Below are 22,920 nucleotides of genomic sequence, written 5' to 3'. Positions count from 1 at the left end.
AGAACCGTAGAAACGAAAAAGCCCCCGCTGCCGCAAGGCAACGGGGGCTTTTGTCTGGTCAGGATCACATCTCGACCTGAGTACCCAGCTCGATCACCCGGTTCACCGGCAGCTTGAAGAAGCGCAGGTTGCCGTTGGCGTTCTTCAACATGAAGGCGAACAGCGCTTCGCGCCAGCGGGCCATGCCCACCAGCTTGGAGGCAATCACGGTTTCACGGCTGAGGAAGTAGGTGGTGCGCATGGGGCTGAAGTCCAGCTCGTCCAGGTGACACAGCTTCAGGGCCTCCGGCACGTCCGGTTCGTCAGTGAAACCGAAGTGCAGGATCACCCGGAAGAAACCTTCGCCGTAGGCGTCCACCTCGAAGCGCCGATTTGCAGGCACCCGCGGAATATCCTCGTAGACCACCGTCAACAGCACCACTTGTTCGTGCAGCACCTGGTTATGCAGCAGATTGTGCAGCAAGGCGTGGGGGACGGCGTCTGGTCGGGCCGTGAGGAACACGGCAGTGCCCTGCACCCGATGCGGCGGCTGTACGCGGATGCTGCCGATAAAGATTGGCAGCGGCAGCCCGCCTTCGTCCAAGCGATCCACCAGCAATTCCTTGCCGCGTTTCCAGGTGGTCATGAGCAGGAACAGCACGATCCCCGCCAGCACCGGGAAGGCACCGCCCTGGAAGATCTTCGGCACGTTGGCGGCGAAGAACAGCCCATCCACCAACAGGAATCCCAGCAGGAGCGGCACCACCAGCATCGGCGGCCACTTCCACAGCAGCAGGATCACCGCCGACACCAGGATACTGGTGATCAGCATGGTCCCGGTCACCGCCACGCCGTAGGCCGAAGCCAGGGCACCGGAGGACTCGAAACCGAGCACCAGCAGGATCACCCCCACCATCAGCGCCCAGTTCACCGCGCCGATGTAGATCTGCCCCTGCTCGGCGCTGGAAGTGTGCTGAATGTGCATCCGCGGGATGTAACCCAACTGGATTGCTTGGCGAGTCAGGGAGAAGGCGCCGGAAATCACGGCCTGGGACGCGATCACCGTGGCCAGGGTGGCCAGCACCACCAGCGGAATCAGGGCCCAGCTCGGCGCCAGCAGGTAGAAGGGGTTGCGGGCCGCTTCAGGGTTTTCCAGCAGCAGCGCGCCCTGGCCGAAGTAGTTCAGCACCAGCGCCGGCAGCACCAGGGCGAACCAGGCCCGGGCGATGGGCTTGCGCCCGAAGTGCCCCATGTCGGCGTACAAGGCTTCGGCACCGGTCAATGCCAGAACCACCGCCCCGAGGATGGCGACTCCCATGCCCGGATGGACAATGAAGAAGCGCACGCCCCACATCGGGTTCAAGGCCTGCAGCACTTCCGGGTGCTGGAGAATGCCGTTGACCCCCAACCCGCCCAGAACCACGAACCAGGCCACCATCACCGGGCCAAACAGCTTGCCGATGCGATCAGTGCCGTGTTTCTGGATCAGGAACAAGGCCACCAGTACCACCAGCGCCATCGGCACCACCCAGTGTTCCAGGCCGCTGAACGCCAGCTCCAGCCCCTCGACCGCCGACAACACGGAAATCGCCGGGGTGATCATGCTATCGCCATAGAACAGCGCCGCGCCGATCAGGCCCAGAATCACCAGCATCGAACGCAAGCGCGGATAGGAACCGGCAGCCCGCCTGGCCAGCGCGGTCAAGGCCATGATGCCGCCCTCGCCCTGGTTGTCGGCCCGCAGGACGAACAGTACGTACTTGATCGAGACGACCCAGACCAACGACCAGAAAATCAGCGCGAGGATGCCAAACACCCCGTCATGATTGACCTGAACCCCATAATGGCCGGCAAACACCTCCTTGAGGGTGTAGAGCGGACTGGTGCCGATATCGCCATACACCACCCCGACCGCCGCCACCAGCATCCCCAGAGGCTTGCCCCCGGAGTGCTCGCCACTCGCCGCCTGACTACTTGCCTGACCCATCAATGACTCCCACTACTCAAGACCGGGGCTTCTTATATAGAAAGCGCAAGGTTATACAAGCGCTATTCTCTTAAGTTGCGCAGTTTGCCATGTAATTTGCAGATTCTTATTACCACTAAGGCGCCAACTAACGTCGTATGAAAGCAACCGGGCATAACGGGAAGAAGCATAGTCCAGCGCTGGTCGTATTTCCCCCGTATAAAGCTGGTCAAGCGCCTCGACCATCGCTAGAATTGCGCACTTTTTGATCAGAGGCGCAGCCAGCGCCCAAGCGTCGCACTTGCCCCCCAAGTGATTCGATACCCAATACCGAGGTTAGACATGTCCACCCCCTCCGCGCCGGCCAACCCGAAAGTCGGCTTCGTATCCCTGGGTTGCCCAAAAGCTCTGGTCGACTCCGAGCGCATCCTCACTCAACTGCGCATGGAAGGCTATGACGTGGTGTCCACCTACCAGGACGCCGATGTCGTGGTGGTCAACACCTGCGGTTTCATCGACTCGGCCAAGGCCGAATCCCTGGAAGTGATCGGCGAAGCCATCAAGGAAAACGGCAAGGTCATCGTCACCGGCTGCATGGGCGTGGAAGAAGGCAATATCCGTGACGTGCACCCCAGCGTGCTGGCCGTGACCGGCCCGCAGCAGTACGAGCAAGTGGTCAACGCCGTGCACGAAGTGGTGCCGCCGAAACAGGACCACAACCCGCTGATCGACCTGGTGCCGCCGCAAGGCATCAAGCTGACCCCACGCCACTACGCCTACCTGAAGATTTCCGAAGGCTGCAACCACAGCTGCAGCTTCTGCATCATTCCGTCGATGCGCGGCAAGCTGGTCAGCCGTCCGGTGGGCGATGTGCTCGACGAGGCCCAGCGCCTGGTCAAGTCCGGGGTCAAGGAACTGCTGGTGATCTCCCAGGACACCAGCGCCTATGGCGTCGACGTCAAGTACCGCACCGGTTTCTGGAACGGCGCGCCGGTGAAGACCCGCATGACCGAGCTCTGTGAGGCCCTGAGTACTCTGGGCGTGTGGGTGCGCCTGCACTACGTGTACCCGTACCCGCACGTGGACGAGCTGATTCCGCTGATGGCCGCCGGCAAGATCCTGCCGTACCTGGACATCCCGTTCCAGCACGCCAGCCCGAAAGTGCTCAAGGCCATGAAGCGTCCGGCCTTCGAAGACAAGACCCTGGCGCGGATCAAGGCCTGGCGCGAGATCTGCCCGGAGCTGATCATCCGTTCGACCTTTATCGTCGGCTTCCCTGGCGAAACCGAGGAAGACTTCCAGTACCTGCTGAACTGGCTGACCGAAGCCCAGCTGGACCGTGTTGGTTGCTTCCAGTACTCGCCGGTGGAAGGCGCACCGGCCAACGACCTGGACTTGGAAGTGGTCCCGGACGAGGTCAAGCAGGACCGTTGGGAGCGCTTCATGGCGCACCAGCAGGAAATCAGCTCGGCACGCCTGCAACAGCGCATCGGCAAGGAAATCGAAGTGCTGATCGATGAAGTCGACGAGAATGGCGCCGTGGGCCGCTGCTTCTTCGATGCGCCGGAGATCGACGGCAACGTGTTCATCGACGGTGCGGGCGACCTGAAGCCGGGTGACAAGGTCTGGTGCCGGGTCACCGACGCCGACGAATACGACCTCTGGGCCGAAACCCTGTAAGGCGTAAAAAAACTGCCAAGCCCCGCTCTCGCCACGAGATGCGGGGCTTTTTTCGGTCTATCGTTAGCCCTTGCCAATCACCTCAGGGATAAGCGGCATGCGCCACCACTCGGTCATCCACACCCCCAAACTCAGCGACTACCCGGAACTGGTCCGTGTCTGGGAAGACTCGGTTCGCGCCACCCACGACTTTCTCCCGGACAGCTATATAGAGCTGCTGAGAAACCTGGTGCTGACCCGCTACCTGGATGCGGTGATGCTGATCTGTACCCGGGATCAGCGGCAACGCATCACCGGTTTCGCTGGCGTGGCAGCGGGCAAGATCGAGATGCTGTTCATCGACCCGGCCCATCGCGGCCAGGGCCTGGGCCGGCAACTGCTGCACTATGCAGTGGAACACCTGAACGCCCAACAACTGGACGTCAATGAACAGAACCCTCAAGCGCTGGGCTTCTACTTCAAGCAGGGCTTTGAGGTGGTCGGCCGCTCCGAACAGGACGGCATGGGCCAGCCCTACCCGTTGCTGCACATGCGCCTGAAACAACCGCAACTGCAGGCCCGACGCGGCTAAAAGCCACAGCGGGCAAATGGACCCGCGATTAACCGGCGCCAGGCAGGTACAATAGCCGCCCTCTTTTGATACGGCCCCTGACATGACTGACCCGATTCGTCTCTCCAAACGCCTCATCGAACTGGTCGGCTGCTCCCGCCGGGAGGCTGAGCTGTTCATCGAGGGCGGCTGGGTCACCGTAGACGGCGAAGTCATCGACGAACCGCAGTTCAAGGTCGGCGCGCAAAAGGTCGTCCTCGACCCCGAGGCCAAGGCCACCGCCCCGGAGCCGGTAACCATCCTGCTCAACGTGCCCGCCGGCCAGGATCTGGAAAGCGCCCTGGCATCCATCGGCGCCGACAGCCTGTCGGACGAGCACCGCTACGGCAAACGTCCGCTGCGCGGGCATTTCCTGCGCCTGACCGCCAGTGAAGACCTGCAACCCAATGCCAGCGGCCTGTTGGTGTTCACCCAGGACTGGAAAGTGCTGCGCAAGCTGACGGCCGATGCGGCCAAGATCGAGCAGGAATACGTGGTCGAGGTCGAAGGCGAGATGATCGACCACGGCCTCAACCGCCTGAACCACGGCCTGACCTACAAGGGCCGCGAGCTGCCGCCGGTCAAGGCCAGTTGGCAGAACGAGAACCGCCTGCGCTTCGCCATGAAGAATCCGCAGCCGGGTGTGATCGCACTGTTTTGCCAAGCCGTCGGCCTCAAGGTCGTCGCCATTCGCCGCATCCGGATCGGCGGCGTGTCCATCGGCAAAGTGCCGCTGGGCCAGTGGCGCTACCTGTCGGCCAAAGAGAAGTTCTAAAGCCGCCCCCATTCAGACGCCGTGCCCTGGCGCGGCGCTCAACGCGCATTGATCAGGACTGTAACCATGATTCATAACGATGTACTGCGCAGCGTGCGCTACATGCTCGACATCAGCGACAAGAAGGTCGTGGAGATCATCAAGCTCACCGGCTTCAAGGTCAGCCTGGACGACATCGTCAGCTACCTGAAGAAGGACGAGGAAGAAGGCTTCGTGCACTGCCCGGACGAAGTCATGGCGCATTTCCTCGACGGCCTGGTGATCTTCAAGCGCGGCAAGGATGAAAGCCGTCCGCCGCTGCCGATCGAACTGCCGGTGACCAACAACATCATCCTGAAGAAGCTGCGCGTGGCCTTCGAGCTCAAGGAAGACGACATGCACGCCGTGCTCAAGGCCGCCGACTTCCCAGTGTCCAAGCCCGAGCTGAGCGCGCTGTTCCGCAAGTTCGGCCACACCAACTACCGCCCTTGCGGCGACCAGTTGCTGCGCAACTTCCTCAAGGGCCTGACCCTGCGGGTTAGAGCTTAAGGCAGCTGCAAGCTTCAAGCTGCAAGTTCAAGGCTTGTAGCTTGCGGCTTATCGCTCAAAGCTTGAGGCTTGCCAAATGACCTACAGCGTTTCGCCCATCGGTTTCGTGCGCTCCTGTTTCAAGGAGAAGTTCGCCATCCCGCGCCAACCGCAACTGGCCCCGGCCGCTCGCGGCGTATTGGAGCTGGTGGCGCCCTTCGATCAGGGCGAGGCGGTGCAAGGACTGGAGCAGGTCAGCCATGTCTGGCTGCTGTTCCTGTTTCACCAGGCCCTGGAGGACAAGCCACGGCTCAAGGTCCGCCCGCCGCGCCTGGGGGGCAACAAGTCCATAGGGGTCTTCGCTACCCGCGCCACCCACCGCCCCAACGGCATCGGCCAATCGGTGGTCAAGCTGGACAAGATCGAGGCCAACCGCCTGTGGATCTCCGGCATCGACCTGCTGGACGGCACGCCGATCCTCGATATCAAGCCCTATGTGCCTTACGCCGACATCATTGCCACGGCGAGCAATGACATCGCCAGCGCTGCACCACAGTTGATACCAGTGCAGTGGCAGGACATTGCTTTGCAACAGGCTCAGACCCACGCTCAGCGCCTGCAGGAGCCCTTGGTGGAACTCATCGAGCAGTGCCTGGCCCAGGACCCGCGCCCGGCCTATCAGGTGCCCACTGCCGAGCGGGAATACGGTGCGCAGTTCTGGGATCTGGATGTGCGCTGGCATTACCCCGAGCCAGGGCTGATCCGGGTGTTGGAAGTGGTCCCGGCGGGCTGAACCCCGGAAACGAAAAAGCCCGCGTTGCCTTCCCAGGCAACGCGGGCTTTTCTGTGTCTGCTAGCCGCCCAGTCAGCACCAATGCGCTGCCTGGACGGTCTTCGCGAGCAAGCTCGCTTCTACTTCTCGACGAAGGCGCGCTCGATCAGGTAGTCGCCCGGTTCACGCATGCGCGGCGAAACGGTCAGGCCGAAGCTGTTGAGCACTTCGCTGGTTTCTTCCAGCATGCTTGGGCTGCCGCACAGCATGGCTCGGTCGTCCTGCGGGTTGATGGGTGGCAGGCCGATGTCGCGGAACAGCTTGCCGCTACGCATCAGGTCGGTCAGGCGGCCTTCGTTCTCGAACGGCTCGCGGGTCACGGTGGGGTAGTAGATCAACTTCTCACGCAGCGCTTCGCCGAAGAACTCGTTCTGCGGCAAGTGCTCGGTGATGAACTCGCGGTAGGCGACTTCGTTGACGTAGCGAACGCCGTGGCACAGGATCACTTTTTCGAAACGCTCGTAGGTTTCCGGATCCTGGATCACGCTCATGAACGGCGCCAGTCCGGTGCCGGTGCTGAGCAGGTACAGGTGTTTGCCCGGCTTCAAGTCATCCAGCACCAGGGTGCCGGTAGGCTTTTTGCTGATGATGATCTCGTCGCCTTCCTTCAGATGCTGCAGTTGGGAAGTCAACGGACCGTCTGGAACCTTGATGCTGAAGAATTCGAGATGCTCTTCCCAGTTCGGGCTGGCAATGGAGTAGGCACGCATAAGCGGACGGCCATTGGGCTGTTGCAGGCCGATCATCACGAACTGACCGTTCTCGAAGCGCAGACCCGGGTCGCGGGTGCACTTGAAGCTGAACAGAGTGTCATTCCAGTGATGAACACTGAGGACACGCTCGTGGTTCATGTTGCTCATGTACGGGGGCTCCTAGAAATTGCCTGCGCTAACCATGAGCGCAATTGCACAGCATTCTAATGGCGGCGACAATATCTGTTAACTGGATTATTAAGATAAGGGTTATCGGTTATATCGATATGCGATTTACTCTCCGTCAACTGCAAGTCTTCGTCGCCGTCGCCCAGCAAGAGAGCGTTTCTCGTGCTGCCGGGCTTCTGGCCCTGTCGCAATCGGCGGCCAGCACCTCAATCACCGAGCTCGAGCGCCAATCCAGTTGCCAGCTGTTTGATCGCGCCGGCAAGCGCCTGAGCCTCAACGCCCTGGGCAAACAGCTTTTGCCACAAGCGGTGGCACTGCTGGACCAGGCCAAGGAGATCGAGGACCTGCTCAATGGCAAGTCCGGATTCGGCTCGCTGTCGGTGGGCGCGACCCTGACCATTGGCAACTACCTGGCGACCCTGCTGATCGGCAGCTTCATGCAGGTGCATCCGGAAAGCCAGGTGAAGCTCCATGTGCAAAACACTGCGCATATCGTGCAACAGGTGGCCCACTACGAAATTGATCTGGGTCTAATCGAAGGCGACTGCAGTCACCCGGATATCGAGGTGCAAACCTGGGTCGAGGATGAGCTTGTGGTGTTCTGCGCGCCCCAGCACCCTTTGGCCAAACGCGGCCACGCCACCATGGAGGAGCTGACCCACGAAGCCTGGATTCTCCGGGAGCAGGGTTCCGGGACACGCCTGACCTTCGACCAGGCCATGCGTCATCATCGCAGCGCGCTGAACATCCGCCTGGAACTGGAGCACACCGAGGCCATCAAGCGTGCAGTGGAGTCGGGATTGGGGATTGGTTGCATCTCCAGGCTGGCGCTGCGAGATGCCTTTCGTCGTGGCAGCCTGGTGCCAGTGGAAACACCGGGCCTGGATCTGGCCCGGCAGTTCTACTTCATCTGGCATAAACAGAAGTATCAGACTTCAGCCATGCGCGAGTTCCTCGAACTGTGCCGCTCCTTTACCGCCGGGGTACAGCGCAGCGACGAAATCGTCCTGCCGAGCATTCCTTAGATCAGGATCACGGCCCACACGATGGTGATCATGCTCAGGGCGACAAACTGCGCCGCGCTGCCCATGTCCTTGGCGTTCTTCGACAACGGGTGACGATCCAGGGAAATCCGGTCGATCGCTGCCTCCACAGCCGAGTTGAGCAATTCGACGATCAGCGCCAGTAGGCACACGGCAATCAGCAGCGCGCGCTCGACCCGGCTGACGTTGAGCAGGAAGCTCAAGGGAATCAGGATCACGTTGAGCAACACCAACTGACGAAATGCCGCCTCGCCGGTGAAGGCGGCGCGCAAGCCATCGAACGAATAGCCGGCGGCGTTGAGGATGCGTTTAAGACCGGTTTGACCTTTGAAAGGCGACATAAGCTGAGCAACTGAAAAAAGGAGTGGGGAAACTAGTTCAACCAAAGTCAAAAAAGCGTGAACAACCCGTGGGTTAATGGCTGGAAATTGACTCAAGTTGTTGCAAGAGCAAGGCCGCCTGGGTACGGGTGCGAACCCCGAGCTTGCGGAAAATTGCCGTCACGTGAGCCTTGATCGTCGCCTCGGAAACACTCAGCTCATAAGCGATCTGCTTGTTCAACAACCCCTCGCAGACCATGGTCAGTACCCGAAACTGCTGAGGCGTCAGGCTTGCCAGGCCTTCGCTCGCGGCCTTGGCTTCCGCCGAAACACTGACTTCTTCAAAAGCTTGCGGCGGCCACCAGACGTCACCATCAAGGACGCTACGCACCGCCTGCTGAATGACTTCCAGGGAGCTGGACTTGGGAATGAAACCGCTGGCCCCGAACTCGCGGGAACGAACCATGACAGACGCTTCTTCCTGCGCCGAAACCATCACCACCGGAATCTGCGGATACTGCCCGCGCAACAGCACCAGGCCAGAAAAACCGTAGGCACCAGGCATGTTCAGGTCCAACAGGACCAGATCCCAGTCAGCTTTTTCGGTGAGGCGGGCTTCCAGCTCGGCGATGCTCGCCACTTCCACCAGACGCACATCAGGACCCAAGCCCAGAGTGACAGCTTGATGCAGTGCACTGCGAAAAAGCGGGTGGTCATCGGCAATCAGGATTTCGTATGTGGCCATTTTTCAAATGATCCTGTTTTTCATGGCAGGACTGATGCATTCAGCCCTCACCCAGCAACATGGGGGCTCGCCAGAATGCGATACCCAAAGAGCACGAACACCGCGAAAAGCCTGAGCAAAACGGTGGTTCAAACAGCGCTGGCGCCCTAATCGGCGCCAAGCATGCCCAGCGAAGCCAGGGTGGTCAAGCGTGAAGCTTTGCGGCATCTTAGCCAGCTAACTAATAAGAGAGCCCTCATGCGAAGCCAAGCCTTGCGTGCCGATGTCCTGATGCTGATCACCGCTGTCATCTGGGGGGCTGCGTTTGTCGCACAATCCTCCGGCATGGATCATATCGGCCCCTTCCTCTATTCCGGCCTGCGTTTTGCTCTGGGCTCACTCTGCCTGCTACCACTGGTACTACGCAGAACGCCCGCCGATCGCCACCCCGCCCCCCTGCTCAATCGTGGCCTGTTGCTGGGCGGCGTACTCATGGGCCTGGCCCTTACTCTGGGGATCAACCTGCAGCAGGTCGGTCTGATGTTTACCAGCGTAACCAATGCTGGGTTCATCACCGGGCTCTACGTCATTGTAGTGCCGCTGCTGGGACTGCTGATCGGCCACAAGACGGGACTAGGTACCTGGCTCGGCGCGGTGCTGGCCGTGGTGGGCATGTTCCTGTTGACCGTCAGCGACAGCTTTCACGTTGCGTCCGGCGACTGGCTGCAATTGATCGGCGCCTTTGTCTGGGGCGCACACGTGATTCTGGTGGGCGTATTCGCCAGCCGCCACGACCCGATTCGCCTGGCCTTCCTACAATTTGCCACCTGTTCGGTGGTGAGCCTGATCCTCGCGCTGTGCCTGGAGCCGATTCACTGGAACGCGATTGTCGCCGCCGGTCCGGCCATTCTTTACGGGGGCGTGATTGCTGTCGGCATCGGCTACACCCTGCAAGTGATTGCCCAGAGGGACGCGATCGCCTCCCACGCGGCAATCATTCTGTCCCTCGAAGCCGTGTTTGCCGCCATCGCCGGGGCCTGGCTGCTGGATGAATCACTGCAGCTGCGCGGTTACTTCGGCTGTGCACTCATGCTCAGCGGCATGTTGGTGGCCCAGCTATGGCCGCAAAAACCCCAGGCCAGCGCCGCCACTACACAAAGGGCTTGAGCCGGGAGTGCACTTCATCCAGAGGATCGATGGCCTTCTGGAACTTCGCCGACAGGTAATGAGTGCTGAATACGTCAAGGTAGGCGTCCATGACCTGGCTGACCTGCTCGTCCCCCGCCAACTCCAGGCACAGGGCAGCTACCTCGGCGGTACAGAAATGGTCATCACGCTTGGAGCGCCGCAACTTGTAGCGCGAGAGCTTCTCCGATGACAGGCTAAGCACCGGCAAGTGCTCAAGATAGGGGCTCTTGCGAAACATCTTGCGGGCTTCGCTCCAGGTGGCATCCAGCAGAATGAACAGCGGGCGCTTGCCTTCCTCCTGCCGGACCTCGCTGACCACTCGCTCGGGGGCCACGAACTCTCCGGGAAAGACGATATAAGGCTGCCACTGCGGATCAGCCAGTAAGGCCAGCAATTGCGGATCGACTTCGGTACGGGACCAGTGAAACGCCCAGGTATCGGCAATCACATCAGCGATCAACCAGCCGGTATTACTCGGTTTGAGCGGCTCCACATCGTGCATCACCAGGCACATGGCCGACTCGGCGCTGACCTTGGGCCGCCAGGCACACAGGCAATGGCTGGGAATCACTCGGCAACGCGGGCAGCGCTCAGCGCGTGAGCCCCGCGCAAAAAAGGGTTTGACCGCACGAGCCATGCGCAGATCACGTAGACGGGATACCGCATGGCTCATCGCTGAGCACACCGGCAAAGGACAGGAATAGACACGGAAATAACTCGAAGGGGTAAAAAGTCGGACAAGTTTATCAGAGCCATCTGTTCAAACCTGTACCGCCTTCCTAGCTCTCCCCCTATAATTCGTCGCCACTGAACGCACAGTCGAGTGGCTGGTCGAAGCATCAGTCACTGCACCAGGAGAGTTTCATGTTGCGCTTTACCATCCCTACCGTCGCCTTTCTGCTGGCCTTGCCCCTGGGTGTCCAGGCTGCGTCCTTGCAAGAGTTCGAACTGAGCAAAATGCTGGAGAAGGTCGCTGCGGAAAGCAACGTCGGCACTCCCCGGGAAGTCAACGAGAACATTCTCGATCAGGGTTATACCGTTGAAGGCAAGGAGTTGATCAATCACCTCAGCGTCCAGGCCGGCCACGCCGAACAAATGCGTGCCAACCCCAAGGCCGTCTACTTGCAGCTGGGTGCCAGCGTCTGCCGTAACCCCAACTACCGCAAGCTGATGGCCAAAGGCGCAGTCATGCGCTACGAGTTCACCGAAAACCGCACCAATCGCCCTGTAGCCTCAGCGCGCTTCCAGGAATCGGATTGCCCTTCCCAAAACACGCCCAAGAAGAAGTGAATCAAGGACGGGACGCGCGCCGCTGCTGATCATCGGCGCGCAACTCCGCTACCAGGGCCTGCAGATATCGCGAAGGCCGCTCCTCCCCCGCCAAGCGACGCCGGCACTCTTCCTCAAGACTCAAATGATGGGCTGCCGCCGCAGCTTGCAACAGCTGGTACAACTGCGGATCGACTTCCAACACGACAGTGGTCATCCCTTGCCTCCCTGCCCTCGGCTTGCACGGACGGATGGCCGCGCCCCCTTCCTGGAGCCGGCTCCTGAACCGAGCGCTGCACTTTAGTAAATCAGAGGCTCGAGCCCTTGCCGCGGCGCCTGACCAATGGTGCCAAGGCCGCTAAATTCACTAAGAAGCGGTTGCCAGCCAAGACTTTATGGGCACATGATCAAGTCATGTCCGAAGGTTCCCATCGACTGTTCCAGGACGGTTCAGGAGGCCGTTCTTGTGCGTCTTGCAGTGCAATTTTTTCTTAATAAAGGAATGCAGAACCTCTGTGGATACCTCGATCGCTGCCCAGCGACGGTCAGCGGTGATCGGGTCAAGAGAGTTGCTCACACGCTGGGCTGAGCAGGCAGCGACACAGGTTGTGTCGTGGCACGTTCGAATACCTCGGCCGTGCACAAGGTTCTGTGCAGAAGGAGAAGCTGAATGCCTTACCAATCGAATGACCTGTTAACTCGTCATTTCCAAAGCAAGGGCGTCGACCTCACAAGCCAGGTCGAAGCGCAACTCAACCAGATTGCCCCCAACAGCCCGAATATCCCCCTCTACCGCGACATGGTTCTCACCGTCCTGCGCATGGCCGAGGACGACCTCAACCGCTGGAACGCCAAGATTACCCTGCAAGCGCTACGCGAGCTGGAACATGCCTTCCGGGTACTGGAACAGTTCAAAGGCCGGCGCAAAGTGACGGTATTCGGCTCGGCGCGAACGCCCAGCGAACATCCGCTTTATGCCATGGCCAAGGAACTGGGAGCGGCCCTGGCCCGCTCGGACCTGATGGTGATCACCGGCGCTGGCGGCGGCATCATGGCAGCGGCTCATGATGGCGCAGGGCTGGAGCACAGCCTGGGCTTCAACATCACCCTGCCCTTCGAACAGCATGCCAACCCCACTGTGGGCGGCACGGAAAACCTGCTGTCGTTCCACTTTTTCTTCACACGCAAGCTGTTTTTCGTCAAGGAAGCCGATGCCCTGGTGCTTTGCCCTGGTGGTTTCGGCACCCTGGACGAAGCCCTGGAGGTCCTGACCCTGATCCAGACCGGCAAAAGCCCTCTGGTACCGGTGGTATTGCTGGACGCACCTGGCGGGCAGTTCTGGCAAGGCGCCCTGGACTTCATCCATAACCAACTGGAGGCCAATCGCTACATCCTGCCCAGCGACATGAAGCTGGTGCGCCTGGTACACAGCACCGAAGAAGCAGTTAAGGAAATCCAGCAGTTCTACGCCAACTTCCACTCCAGCCGCTGGCTGAAACAGGAGTTTGTCATCCGCATGAACCACAGCCTCAATGAGCAGGCGCTGGAACACATGCAGATAGCATTCGCCGACCTGTGCCTGAGTGGCCAGTTTCGGCAACATACCTACAGTGGAGAGGAGCACGACGAAGTTCAGTTCAGCCATCTGACGCGGCTATCGTTCGTTTTCAACGCTCGTGACAACGGCCGCCTGCGGGAACTGATCGACTTTATCAACCTGCCGGAGAACTGGACCAGGCAACAATCCGAGACCCGCCAGCGCGCACGAGAAACCAGCAAAGTCAGCTGACCTGCACCATCACCCGCTGCACCAGGCAGCGGGTACAACTTCAGTCATCCATCCCTCGGCCGCTCAATAGACGGCCGATCATGTCCATGGAATACCCGCGATAACTCAGAAAGCGCCCTTGCTTGGCCCGTTCACGGGCATCCACAGGAAACTGCCCGGCAAACTTGCGCTGCCAGACGTCTCGCAACTGCTCTTGCCAGTCGATACCGCACTCGCGCAGCGCAAGATCGATATCACCTCGCTGCAAGCCACGCTGGCTGAGCTCTTCGCGAATACGCATCGGCCCGTAACCTGAGCGCGCACGATAGGAAACAAAACTTTCGAGATAACGGGATTCGGACAGCAGCCCCTCTTCCGTCAAACGGTCCAGGGCGACTTCGATCATTTCAGGAGGAGCGCCGCGCTGACGCAGTTTACGCGTCAGCTCGACTCGACCGTGCTCGCGTCGCGCGAGCAGGTCCATTGCAGTTCGCCGCACCGCGACGAGGGTATCGAGTACGGCGGTCATTGGATCAATCAGATATCAGCGTCGGCCATATCGTCTTCGGTCTCTTTGACCGGATTGGCTTTGACGTCTGGCGAAGCGGTCAGCAGCTTCTCGCGGATCTGCTTCTCCAGCGCGTTGCCGATTTCCGGATTGTCCTGCAGGAACTTGGCCGAGTTGGCCTTGCCCTGGCCGATCTTGTTGCCCTGGTAGCTGTACCAGGCACCGGATTTCTCCAGGAAACCATGCAGCACGCCCAGATCGATGATTTCGCCGTTGAGGTAGATACCCTTGCCGTAAAGAATCTGGAACTCGGCCTGACGGAACGGCGGAGCCACCTTGTTCTTGACGATCTTGACTCGGGTTTCGCTACCGACCACCTCGTCGCCTTCCTTCACCGCGCCGGTACGACGGATATCCAGACGAACCGAAGCGTAGAACTTCAGCGCGTTACCACCGGTGGTGGTTTCCGGGCTGCCGAACATCACACCGATCTTCATGCGGATCTGGTTGATGAAGATCACCAGGCAGTTGGCATTCTTGATGTTACCGGTGATTTTACGCAGCGCCTGGGACATCAAGCGGGCTTGCAGGCCAACGTGCATGTCACCCATCTCGCCTTCGATTTCAGCCTTGGGCACCAGGGCCGCCACGGAGTCGACGATGATCACGTCAACCGCGTTGGAGCGCACCAGCATGTCGGTGATTTCCAGGGCCTGCTCGCCGGTATCCGGCTGAGAAACCAGCAGGTCGTCGACATTGACACCCAGCTTGCCGGCGTATTCCGGATCCAGCGCGTGCTCGGCGTCGACGAAGGCACAAGTGGCACCGGCTTTCTGCGCCTGGGCAATGACCGACAGGGTCAGAGTGGTCTTACCGGACGACTCAGGGCCGTAGATTTCAACGATACGGCCTTTTGGCAGACCGCCAATGCCCAGAGCAATGTCCAGACCCAGAGAGCCAGTGGAAATGGCCGGGATCGCCTGACGGTCATGATCGCCCATACGCATTACGGCACCCTTGCCGAATTGACGTTCGATCTGACCCAGGGCCGCAGCCAAGGCTTTCTTCTTGTTGTCGTCCATTAAAGTCCTCACGTAATCAATAAGGCCTGACGGCCAACACCTGTATAAGTAGCCAGTATTATTCCACAGCGCTCGAGGATCGCCTACCCCTGATTTGCGATTTCTGCTGCAGCGTGTTGCAGCAACCCCTCTAGCGCGGCCTTCACCGTTTGTCGGCGAACCTCATCGCGATTCCCGGGGAAGTGCCGGCACTCGGAGGTCAACGTCTCTCCCGCGCCCCAGGCCAGCCAAACCGTACCCACCGGCTTCTGCGCAGAACCGCCATCCGGCCCAGCGATACCACTGACCGCCACCGCAAAATGCGCATGACTCTTGGCCTGTGCCCCACGGACCATGGCCTCTACCACTTCACGACTGACCGCACCAACCGAATTGAACAAATCGGCCGGCACATTCAATTGGAGGGTCTTCTGGCGGTTGGAGTAGGTGACATAACCGGCCTCAAACCAGGCCGAACTGCCCGGGATCCGCGTGATCGCCTCGGCAATCCCGCCGCCAGTGCAGGACTCCGCCGTGGTGACGTGGGCATTCAGAACCTGCAGACGCCGGCCGAGTTCAGCGGCAAGCTGGGTAATTTCTTTCACAGTTCTCTCCTGATGGGGCTGGCGTGTGCTTACCGTACACCAGGAAAGAAGGCTTGCAAGTGACAAGCTGTCAGGAAAACCAACGGCTCTGGAACAAGGCTTCAGAGGATCTGGCGCGAACAGTCCATCATTGCGTCAGGAACAGCGCCAGCCACCAAGCTGACGCGGCTAGTCCAGCGATCAAAGCCTGCCGAAATGAGCAAAAGCACCGGCGCCCGTTGATCCCTCTTCTCTGCGCAGACAGGTCAGGCCAGCAAGTCCCAAGTCAAAGCTATCGCGCCACCCGGAGTGGATGCGTATGCCCACAATGCCTGGCCTGCGGGAATACGGATCGGGTACGGCATGACAATCTCGGAGTCGCTGCCGGAAATGGTAGACCCGTTGCCAGAGAAGATGACGGCCGAATTGGAGATGGAAGAGCCGGTCGGTCCCACATACAGGTCGACAACACCGGTCGAGGTCTTGATCAACCCCGTCTGGATGATCAAGCCACCGGTGTTTTGAGCGGCCGAAACGATCTCCACAATCCCTTTTGGGAATACGGTAATGAAGTGCTTGCCCATGGTTACTGCGTTCATATTTTTCACCTTTGAGTGGAATGGTCCGTCACTGAGAGTGGCGTTTTCATGTCGCTCAAAGGCGATTGCCCAAGGCTCGAGGCCTTCACGTGATTCAAGGTTCCGCAGCGGGAACATTTGATCTGGAGCTCGGTAAAGTCACCCACACGGGCGAGCAGTCGTTTGCAATGACCACATCTGCATTCTTTTAACATCGACAAGTCCATTTGATTTCAACTGCCCCACACCGCGGCAGCGATCCATCTCATAAATGTCTCAAGGCCGTCAGTGCATCGCCGGGGCACCTTGCAACAACGCCTGAGACTTTCGCACCCACTGCTGCAACGCTTTCAGTTGCTCGGCGTTTGCGTGGCATTGGCTGTAGTTGTCGACGACGCTGGCGGCGACGGTAGAGAGTGCAAGGCCCGAGGCGGCGTCATCAGCGACGCCGGGGCCTGCGGCCACGGGCAGGTTGGCGGCACCGGCGTCGTGCACCCGGACAAAACCAGCAGGTACAACGCAGGCGTTATCAGCCGCTTTCGAAACATAGATAGGAACCTCCTTGGTGATAGTGGCGCCCGCCTGATAGACCTTGACGACGCGATCGACGTACTCGACCACCACCTTCTCCTTGACCCGGCCCAACGCCTGGCCCTGCTCGAAGGATTGTTGCAGTCGAGCCTCGTCCAGGCGCTGCTGCTTACTGCGTTCGCTGCCGGCACCGCTGACGAAGCCAAGGGCATAGAGCAACCCAGCTACGACGGCGAGAGCCAGCCAACTGCGGATATTCATCACGCCCTCCCTTGACCGATGTGAAATGCATCAAATGGCCTGCAAAAATCCCTGTAGCCGCTGCCGCAGGCTGCGAAAAGGTCCGCAGGACCTTCCCTCCAGGTCCAATCGCAGCCTACGGCAGCGGCTACAGAAGGTGCCCGCCTCCCCATGAACTCAGACCACGGGCAGGCACAGCACCGCCCGCGCCCTGGCCCAGAGTTGCAGGCGATCCTGCAAGCCGTTCAAACCGCCATTGATGCGACGGGTGATGCTGTTGAACTCATCGCGGTCGGCCAGGGCATTGAGCCCGCCGCGCTCCCAGAACCAGGCCGCCGACTCGGCGGCCCATTGCGGCTGCTCCAGCAGCTCGGGCAACTCCAGCAGGCGCTCATCGCCAAACAGCCCAAGGCTGCACTGGCGATAGTTGCTGCGCCCGGTGATCTGGATCAGCCCACGCCCGCGATACCGCTGGCCGTCGCCATCGGCCTCGGGGGTGTTGCCCAGGCGTGCCGCGAGCGTGCCGGTGTCGTACTTGCTCAGGTATTGATCACTGCCCAGCTCGCGCACGTATTGCAGTTGCCCGGATTCGTGACCGATCTGGGCAAGAAAGGCCGCCTGGCGCTTCGGCGTATCGATCTGCCGATGAGCCATGGCGGTGTTGAGTGGAGAAACAAAAACGCCCGCTTGGCGGCGGGCGTTAGGCATGATTTGTTGCAGTTGTTGTTCGGTTATAGACATATACAACCTTCAATCGAACAAGCGTCCTTGGAGCACCGTAACATTTTACAGAGTCGTCTCAGAATGAGATGTGCACATAGGACGCTCTCCTACCCCTGCTGGCGGCCCTAGTTCATCTGCCAACATCCAGCGCATACGCTCGATCGGGTCAAGCGGAATAACCGACTCCTCAACAAACCAAAAATACACGCCACCGGGAACGTCCTGACGAGCAATTTCATCGATCGTCAATCCGCAATTGCAGGGTGTCAAAGATGCAACTGGCTCACCAGGCAACTGATAAACAATACGCATAGCCATTACTTACCTCCGAAAATCTGCACGCTATTGTAAGGAAAGTCTGTCGGCTGAAAGTTTGCGCCTGTTCCCATGCCAGAAGCGCTAACACTGACAACACGCAAAGAGGTAGAAGTGGGATTAGTTGTGGCTCCTGAGGCGAGATTCAACAAGTTGTTACTTCCTCCAACCGTATAGCAATAACTAAATCCAGCATTCGCCAGTACACCAGGGATAATGTTGACAGTGAAGTCGCCGACACCATTGTCTGTGACGCTCGATACGTTGTAACTATCTCGAATAGTGACCGCTCCGGTCCCATTCCAACTTACCCAAGCTGAGCATGTTCCCTTGGCAGCTCGATACTTTCTGGGGGTCACTATCAGTGAATCATCGATGCCGGAATCGACTTGAGCCTGAGTACTCAACCTCGCAGTTCCCTGCTTGTTTTCGGTTGCCTGGGCCGCTTGGGATGCAAGTGCCGCAATGTCTATATTTCCCTGATTAATCGGTGCATTCCAAGCTTTGATGCACCACATGACAGCCAGGTTGCGTGGACGGGTTTCACTGCCACCCGATGAATTTGTCCTTAAGTTTTCATCCTCAGTGACTCCATTCCCTGTATCGCCATAGACCCAGGAGTCAAATACATTTCCAGCGTATGAAGAGTCCTTTACTGAGTGCGTATGACTCTTGAACTCATCAGCTTGCCAACTGCCAAGTCCCCTTCCCGCATCGACGCCCCGCCCATGGTCCCAACCCCGCAGAAACTCCCCCCGCGACTCCGGCAAACGGAAGTTACCCGCGCCCTCGCCTCCGGTGTTGAAGGTCGTCCCCAGATAAGCCGCCAAATCCGGATAAGTCGCAGCGCTCTGCACACTACCATCCACCTCCAGGAATCCCGGCGGCACCGTGCCCTTGGGAAACGGCACCATGGCCCCCACCGGCAAGGCCGACATGTTCTTCAGCAACGCTTCGATCTCGGCCTTGGTGTAGGTCACCGACTTGGTGTACGCATCGGTGATCCCATACTCGGCCAAAGTCGTGCGGATCTTTTCCGGCGGAATCGAATCGCGCACGATCGCCTTGATCGCCGCCAACAACTGGTCATGCTCGGCCTCGGCCGGCTCCTTCCCACCCGCACGAATCACGTTGAGCAATTCATCGGTCACTGCATTTCCCCAGTCGGAAGAAATCAGTGAGCCGACTTGCCCCGTGACCGGGTTCTCGTCGACAAACTTCCCATTAACCAACCCAACACTTGGCACACTCTTTGGATAATCCACTCGTCTGTCCTCTCGTTGTCATTCATCCACACCGACACAGCTCGGTGTGGACATAGTTAGAAAACTGGAAAAGAAAACGCCCCGGCGAGGCGGGGCGTTTATTGAACTTGTTTGGCCATCCAGGGGGGCGCTAGCGGACGCAAATCGGCATCGGGGAAATCCACCGATTGCGGCCAGTCACGCAGGGCTTGCATATACACCAGCAGTTCCTTGAACTGCTCCTCATCAATGCTTGTCGGGGCTTGAATTTCAAGCTGGTCGCGATGCCGCTCACGCAGCCACATCACCGAAGTCAGTTCGGTATCACGCCAGTTGCGCTCCGCATCTTTTTTGGCAGGCAAGGCAGTTGTTGCACTGTCGATATAGGCTTGTACCTGCGTTTCGGACATTGGCAACAAGCTGCTCGATATGAAGTATCCAGGGGCATCCTCATCAAAGGCATGGACTTCGTTGGTCTCGGGGTTATGGAAATACTTCATGTGCGCAACTCCGACCAACACAAGTTAACTGGATTATGGAGTGTGACTGTATAAGTGGCTCCTGCTGGCACTACGAACGCTGCGTGATAGGCCGAGAAAGATATGTCCACAGGACCTACCCGGGCGTAAACAGCTCCACTCGAGATCGCCACATGTACCTGAATTGGCCGACCCGTCGTGTTGGTGTAAACAGTTCCAGAAACCCGGCTCGTTGTAAGGTTCTGCCAAACTTGGCCGTCGCCCAGGCCGCGTGGTCTGGCCTCAAGTGCCGCAACGTTTGCGGCCAGGCTTGCGATGTCGATATTTCCCTGGTTGACCGGTGCGTTCCAGGCCTTGATGCACCACATGACTGCCAGGTTGCGAGGCCGGGTTTCTGCCCCTCCTGTCGCTTCCAAGCCGACTGACGACAACACACCTGCTGACGTATACCCTGGAGACCCTAACCCAGTACCTGCGTATGCTCCGTATTGCACACGGTGGGTATGAGACTTGAACTCATCCGCCTGCCAACTGCCAAGCCCCCGCCCTACATCCACCCCCCGCCCATGATCCCAACCCCGCAAAAACTCCCCCCGCGACTCAGGCAGACGGAAATTCCCCGCGCCCTCGCCCCCGGTGTTGAAGGTCGTTCCCAAATAAGCCGCCAGATCCGGATAAGTCGCAGCGCTCTGCACACTACCATCCACCTCCAGGAACCCCGCCGGCACCGTGCCCTTGGGAAACGGCACCATGGCCCCCACCGGCAGGGCCGACATGTTCTTCAACAGTGCCTCGATCTCGGCCTTGGTGTAGGTCACCGACTTGGTGTAGGCGTCGGTGATGCCGTACTCGGCCAAGGTGCTGCGAATCTTCTCTGGCGGAATCGAATCACGGACGATCGCCTTGATCGCCGCCAGCAACTGGTCGTGCTCGGCCTCGGCCGGCTCCTTCCCACCCGCACGAATCACATTGAGCAATTCGTCGGTAACCGCGTTTCCCCATTGCGAGGAAATCAGTGAGCCGACTTGCCCCGTGACCGGGTTCTCGTCGACAAACTTGCCGTTCACCAGCCCTACGCTGGGAACACTTTTCGGATAATCCACTTGTTCTTGTCTTCTCTAGTCATAGTTGATGTACACCTGGGTATGCGCCGGTGTACTGCGATGGATAAGGCACTCCAGGGCGCTCCCCGGGTTCATGCCAAAACGTTCGCCCCAATAGCTCGCGCCGAAACGCCGGCCCAGTTGCAGGCGGCCACCGGTATTGAGGGTCCACATGAAGTTCGCCCGCCAGGTGCCGAAATGTGCATGACCAAAGCGTGAGCGGCCCATGCGCGGGGTACTCAGCTCAGTGACGCTGGCATTGGGATAGCCCTGGCTGCGGGCGATTTCGACGAAGTAGGCGGCGCGCTGGCTGCCCACCGCCAACAGGCGGCGGCGCACGGCCAGGCGCCGGTCTTCGAACAGCGGGGTCAGGCCCAGGCAGGGATCGGGCAGGTTCATGACCTTTTCCCAATCGGTCACCAGTTCGCTGACGCTGGCCGGGTCCATTTCGTTTTGCAGGTCCACGGCCCGGGCGTCGATGCGCGCCAGCTCCTGGGAGATGCCCTGCAACACTCGCTCAAGCTCCGGCACCCGCTCCGGGTCCCAGGCCGGGCCGCTGGGCAGCAGACTGCGCAACTGATCCTGGTACTGGGCGGCGCTTCTTATTGCTGCCATTGGCAACCTCCGAATACCAGCAACTGATTGTTCGCCGCCGGCACATCGGCCAAGGGCGCCAGCAGTTGGTGATCCTGCTCGCCGGTGGCGCTGCTGATGGCTTCGCGGATATGGCTGAGCAACAGGGTCTGGCCCAGGCCGGCCTCGCGGCTGTGCAGGTCGCGCAGCTGGTCCTCGACCGCGGCGCGCACCGCGCTGGTGTCGGGAGTCAGGCGCAGTCTGTAGATCACCGGCAGCATCACCGGGGCCAGTACATGCACCTCGGCGGTCACCGGGCGCAGCGGCTCGATATACGCCTGAACCTGCGCCAGTTGCTCGGCGTTGGGGATCGGCTGCGGATCATCGTCACGCATGACGAACAGGCCCACAGTGCCCGGCCCCAGGTAATTGCGCCGGCACCAGGCACGGGTGATCCCCGGGCATTCCAGGGCCCAGGTTTCGTAGTCGTCCGCCGAGCCGCCGTGGGGAATGATCCGGTAGGAACGGATCACCCGGGAGCGCAGGGATTCGAGGCTTTCCCGGGCTACGCCACCGGTCAGCCCCGGGGCCAGGACGGTGAATGCGTTGCCGATGCCTTGCACCGGCTGTACCGCGGTCAATTCCAGGCCCGCATCGGCATTGCCCAGGGTCCCGCCATCGACCGCCTGGATAGTGGTGCTGTTGAGCCCCGCGATGGCGGTGCGGGCGGCCGTCACCTTGTAGCTGCGACCGTCGCTGCTCTGCAGCAGGGTGTCGACATCCAGCACGGCACCGGCCGCGGCGTTGAAGCTGACGCTGCCACGGGCCGCCTGGGCGGCCTTGCGCGGCTGGTTCAGGCGCAGGGCAGCGATGCGTTCCAGGGTCGACTCATCGGCCTTGTCCGGGAGGATCTGCTCGGCGATCCAATCCAGGTAGCCATACAGGCCAAAGGCGGCACCGCTCAGGGTGCGGGCCAGCACTTGGGCATCGGACTGGCGCAGCGAGTCGCTGGCCAGGTCGCTTTGGGTGCGCTGAATCAGCACCGGCAGCGAAGGGGTTTCAAACGGCATAGGTCACCTGCCAACTGTGAGTGGGGTTGAGGTCCAGGCGTTCGCCGTCGGCCAGGATCAGCACCGTGCGCAGGTTCAGACGCTGGGCGTCGAGGCGCTCGGTCATGATCTCCACGGCGTTGCAGTGGCCATCGTCGATCAGCCACTGCAAGGCCTCGCGGGCATAGAACTCGGCGTCGAGCTGGGTCTGCCGGGTCAGCTTGACCCGGCGCAGCAGCCACAGCCGCGAACCGATGCGGTCGTCGGCCACCGTGGGAAAACTGTCGCCCCACCAGCCATAGCGCTGATCGTCGTCCAGGGCATCGTCATCGGCGGCGCGGCGCCAGGTGAACAGGCTGATTTCCACGGCCCGGGTCAGGGCGTTCTTCAGGTCATAGGTGGCGAACATGC

29 protein-coding genes are annotated in these 22,920 nt (G+C 60.1%); 9 read left to right on the top strand and 20 right to left on the bottom strand.

From position 1 onward, the window contains the following. Positions 1-64 precede the first annotated feature (64 nt). Positions 65-1,906: a potassium transporter Kup gene (locus ACMGF8_RS11615; RefSeq protein WP_371826180.1), complete on the bottom strand. Its 1,842-nt coding sequence runs from the start codon at positions 1,904-1,906 to the stop codon at positions 65-67. 381 nt (positions 1,907-2,287) lie between these two features. Between ACMGF8_RS11615 and rimO the strand changes: the two genes are divergently transcribed. From rimO to tsaA, 5 genes are all read left to right on the top strand, one after another. Continuing rightward, positions 2,288-3,625 carry a 30S ribosomal protein S12 methylthiotransferase RimO gene (gene rimO, locus ACMGF8_RS11610; protein ID WP_047284184.1) on the top strand — a complete coding sequence of 446 codons (1,338 nt, stop codon included), beginning with the start codon at positions 2,288-2,290 and terminating at the stop codon, positions 3,623-3,625. A gap of 97 nt (positions 3,626-3,722) precedes the next feature. After that, a complete protein-coding gene (locus ACMGF8_RS11605) occupies positions 3,723-4,196 on the top strand; it encodes a GNAT family N-acetyltransferase (protein WP_102861435.1) in 474 nt (157 codons plus the stop codon). An 82-nt stretch (positions 4,197-4,278) separates the two neighbouring features. Then, entirely contained in the window at positions 4,279-4,989 is a 711-nt protein-coding gene (locus tag ACMGF8_RS11600; RefSeq protein ID WP_416759699.1) for an rRNA pseudouridine synthase, read from the top strand. A 66-nt stretch (positions 4,990-5,055) separates the two neighbouring features. Next, positions 5,056-5,517, top strand: coding sequence for a DUF1456 family protein (locus ACMGF8_RS11595; protein ID WP_047284181.1), 462 nt, complete (start codon positions 5,056-5,058; stop codon positions 5,515-5,517). Positions 5,518-5,593: 76 nt separating this feature from the next. Then, positions 5,594-6,289, top strand: a complete 696-nt coding sequence (gene tsaA / locus ACMGF8_RS11590) for a tRNA (N6-threonylcarbamoyladenosine(37)-N6)-methyltransferase TrmO (protein ID WP_416759697.1) — start codon at positions 5,594-5,596, stop codon at positions 6,287-6,289. Positions 6,290-6,408: 119 nt separating this feature from the next. On the opposite strand, the gene fpr is transcribed toward tsaA, so the two are convergent. Further along, on the bottom strand, positions 6,409-7,188 hold the full coding sequence (gene fpr / locus ACMGF8_RS11585) for a ferredoxin-NADP reductase (protein ID WP_016966062.1): 780 nt from the start codon (positions 7,186-7,188) through the stop codon (positions 6,409-6,411). 119 nt (positions 7,189-7,307) lie between these two features. On the opposite strand from fpr, the gene ACMGF8_RS11580 reads away from it, so the two are divergent. Continuing rightward, positions 7,308-8,234 (top strand): LysR family transcriptional regulator, encoded by a 927-nt coding sequence (locus tag ACMGF8_RS11580; protein ID WP_102861432.1) that lies wholly within the window; start codon positions 7,308-7,310, stop codon positions 8,232-8,234. Here the strand turns inward: ACMGF8_RS11580 and ACMGF8_RS11575 are convergent. Further along, on the bottom strand, positions 8,231-8,593 hold the full coding sequence (locus ACMGF8_RS11575) for a diacylglycerol kinase (protein WP_011059587.1): 363 nt from the start codon (positions 8,591-8,593) through the stop codon (positions 8,231-8,233). The genes ACMGF8_RS11580 and ACMGF8_RS11575 overlap by 4 nt on opposite strands. Positions 8,594-8,666: 73 nt before the next feature. Further along, positions 8,667-9,317 carry a response regulator transcription factor ErdR gene (gene erdR, locus ACMGF8_RS11570; RefSeq protein WP_102861431.1) on the bottom strand — a complete coding sequence of 217 codons (651 nt, stop codon included), beginning with the start codon at positions 9,315-9,317 and terminating at the stop codon, positions 8,667-8,669. A 237-nt stretch (positions 9,318-9,554) separates the two neighbouring features. Here erdR and ACMGF8_RS11565 point away from each other — a divergent pair, with 237 nt between their 5' ends. Next, positions 9,555-10,463: a DMT family transporter gene (locus ACMGF8_RS11565; protein WP_170001053.1), complete on the top strand. Its 909-nt coding sequence runs from the start codon at positions 9,555-9,557 to the stop codon at positions 10,461-10,463. On the opposite strand, the gene ACMGF8_RS11560 is transcribed toward ACMGF8_RS11565, so the two are convergent. Continuing rightward, positions 10,447-11,157, bottom strand: coding sequence for a tRNA-uridine aminocarboxypropyltransferase (locus tag ACMGF8_RS11560; protein WP_102861429.1), 711 nt, complete (start codon positions 11,155-11,157; stop codon positions 10,447-10,449). The two genes, ACMGF8_RS11565 and ACMGF8_RS11560, sit on opposite strands and share 17 nt — an antisense overlap. Positions 11,158-11,348: 191 nt before the next feature. Between ACMGF8_RS11560 and ACMGF8_RS11555 the strand changes: the two genes are divergently transcribed. Beyond that, a complete protein-coding gene (locus ACMGF8_RS11555; protein ID WP_416759692.1) occupies positions 11,349-11,774 on the top strand; it encodes a quorum-sensing-regulated virulence factor family protein in 426 nt (141 codons plus the stop codon). 1 nt (position 11,775) lies between these two features. Here ACMGF8_RS11555 and ACMGF8_RS11550 read toward each other — a convergent pair whose 3' ends face one another. Further along, positions 11,776-11,970 (bottom strand): hypothetical protein, encoded by a 195-nt coding sequence (locus ACMGF8_RS11550; RefSeq protein ID WP_102861427.1) that lies wholly within the window; start codon positions 11,968-11,970, stop codon positions 11,776-11,778. Positions 11,971-12,423: 453 nt separating this feature from the next. Between ACMGF8_RS11550 and ACMGF8_RS11545 the strand changes: the two genes are divergently transcribed. Beyond that, positions 12,424-13,542, top strand: coding sequence for an LOG family protein (locus tag ACMGF8_RS11545; protein ID WP_115581725.1), 1,119 nt, complete (start codon positions 12,424-12,426; stop codon positions 13,540-13,542). 40 nt (positions 13,543-13,582) lie between these two features. Here ACMGF8_RS11545 and recX read toward each other — a convergent pair whose 3' ends face one another. From recX to ACMGF8_RS11475, 14 genes are all read right to left on the bottom strand, one after another. Further along, positions 13,583-14,050 (bottom strand): recombination regulator RecX, encoded by a 468-nt coding sequence (recX, locus tag ACMGF8_RS11540; RefSeq protein WP_102861425.1) that lies wholly within the window; start codon positions 14,048-14,050, stop codon positions 13,583-13,585. A gap of 8 nt (positions 14,051-14,058) precedes the next feature. Continuing rightward, entirely contained in the window at positions 14,059-15,111 is a 1,053-nt protein-coding gene (recA, locus tag ACMGF8_RS11535) for a recombinase RecA (RefSeq protein WP_011059579.1), read from the bottom strand. Positions 15,112-15,194: 83 nt separating this feature from the next. Further along, positions 15,195-15,695, bottom strand: a complete 501-nt coding sequence (locus ACMGF8_RS11530) for a CinA family protein (RefSeq protein ID WP_102861424.1) — start codon at positions 15,693-15,695, stop codon at positions 15,195-15,197. A gap of 245 nt (positions 15,696-15,940) precedes the next feature. Then, on the bottom strand, positions 15,941-16,273 hold the full coding sequence (locus ACMGF8_RS11525) for a hypothetical protein (protein ID WP_416759689.1): 333 nt from the start codon (positions 16,271-16,273) through the stop codon (positions 15,941-15,943). Between the two features lie 5 nt (positions 16,274-16,278). Further along, positions 16,279-16,467 (bottom strand): Com family DNA-binding transcriptional regulator, encoded by a 189-nt coding sequence (locus tag ACMGF8_RS11520; RefSeq protein WP_102861720.1) that lies wholly within the window; start codon positions 16,465-16,467, stop codon positions 16,279-16,281. 70 nt (positions 16,468-16,537) lie between these two features. After that, a complete protein-coding gene (locus ACMGF8_RS11515; RefSeq protein WP_102861422.1) occupies positions 16,538-17,044 on the bottom strand; it encodes a hypothetical protein in 507 nt (168 codons plus the stop codon). Between the two features lie 156 nt (positions 17,045-17,200). Then, entirely contained in the window at positions 17,201-17,764 is a 564-nt protein-coding gene (locus ACMGF8_RS11510) for a glycoside hydrolase family 19 protein (protein ID WP_170001056.1), read from the bottom strand. 45 nt (positions 17,765-17,809) lie between these two features. Further along, positions 17,810-18,064 (bottom strand): hypothetical protein, encoded by a 255-nt coding sequence (locus ACMGF8_RS11505; RefSeq protein ID WP_416759686.1) that lies wholly within the window; start codon positions 18,062-18,064, stop codon positions 17,810-17,812. Then, positions 18,064-19,326: a tail fiber protein gene (locus ACMGF8_RS11500; RefSeq protein ID WP_416759684.1), complete on the bottom strand. Its 1,263-nt coding sequence runs from the start codon at positions 19,324-19,326 to the stop codon at positions 18,064-18,066. Before ACMGF8_RS11500 ends, ACMGF8_RS11505 begins: the two co-directional genes overlap by 1 nt. A 98-nt stretch (positions 19,327-19,424) precedes the next feature. Further along, on the bottom strand, positions 19,425-19,805 hold the full coding sequence (locus ACMGF8_RS11495; protein WP_416759682.1) for a phage tail assembly chaperone: 381 nt from the start codon (positions 19,803-19,805) through the stop codon (positions 19,425-19,427). Next, positions 19,802-20,887 carry a phage tail protein gene (locus tag ACMGF8_RS11490; protein WP_416759680.1) on the bottom strand — a complete coding sequence of 362 codons (1,086 nt, stop codon included), beginning with the start codon at positions 20,885-20,887 and terminating at the stop codon, positions 19,802-19,804. Before ACMGF8_RS11490 ends, ACMGF8_RS11495 begins: the two co-directional genes overlap by 4 nt. A 15-nt stretch (positions 20,888-20,902) precedes the next feature. Continuing rightward, positions 20,903-21,502 carry a YmfQ family protein gene (locus ACMGF8_RS11485; RefSeq protein ID WP_016965876.1) on the bottom strand — a complete coding sequence of 200 codons (600 nt, stop codon included), beginning with the start codon at positions 21,500-21,502 and terminating at the stop codon, positions 20,903-20,905. Beyond that, entirely contained in the window at positions 21,490-22,530 is a 1,041-nt protein-coding gene (locus ACMGF8_RS11480; protein ID WP_102861418.1) for a baseplate J/gp47 family protein, read from the bottom strand. Before ACMGF8_RS11480 ends, ACMGF8_RS11485 begins: the two co-directional genes overlap by 13 nt. Further along, a complete protein-coding gene (locus ACMGF8_RS11475) occupies positions 22,520-22,918 on the bottom strand; it encodes a phage GP46 family protein (RefSeq protein ID WP_305948846.1) in 399 nt (132 codons plus the stop codon). Before ACMGF8_RS11475 ends, ACMGF8_RS11480 begins: the two co-directional genes overlap by 11 nt. Between the last annotated feature and the right edge of the window lie 2 nt (positions 22,919-22,920).

Source organism: Pseudomonas sp. BNK-7 (assembly GCF_048072025.1).
GTDB lineage: Bacteria > Pseudomonadota > Gammaproteobacteria > Pseudomonadales > Pseudomonadaceae > Aquipseudomonas > Aquipseudomonas danubii.
Note: the sequence above shows the minus strand (reverse complement) of the source record. Positions and strands in the feature narration are given on the sequence as shown.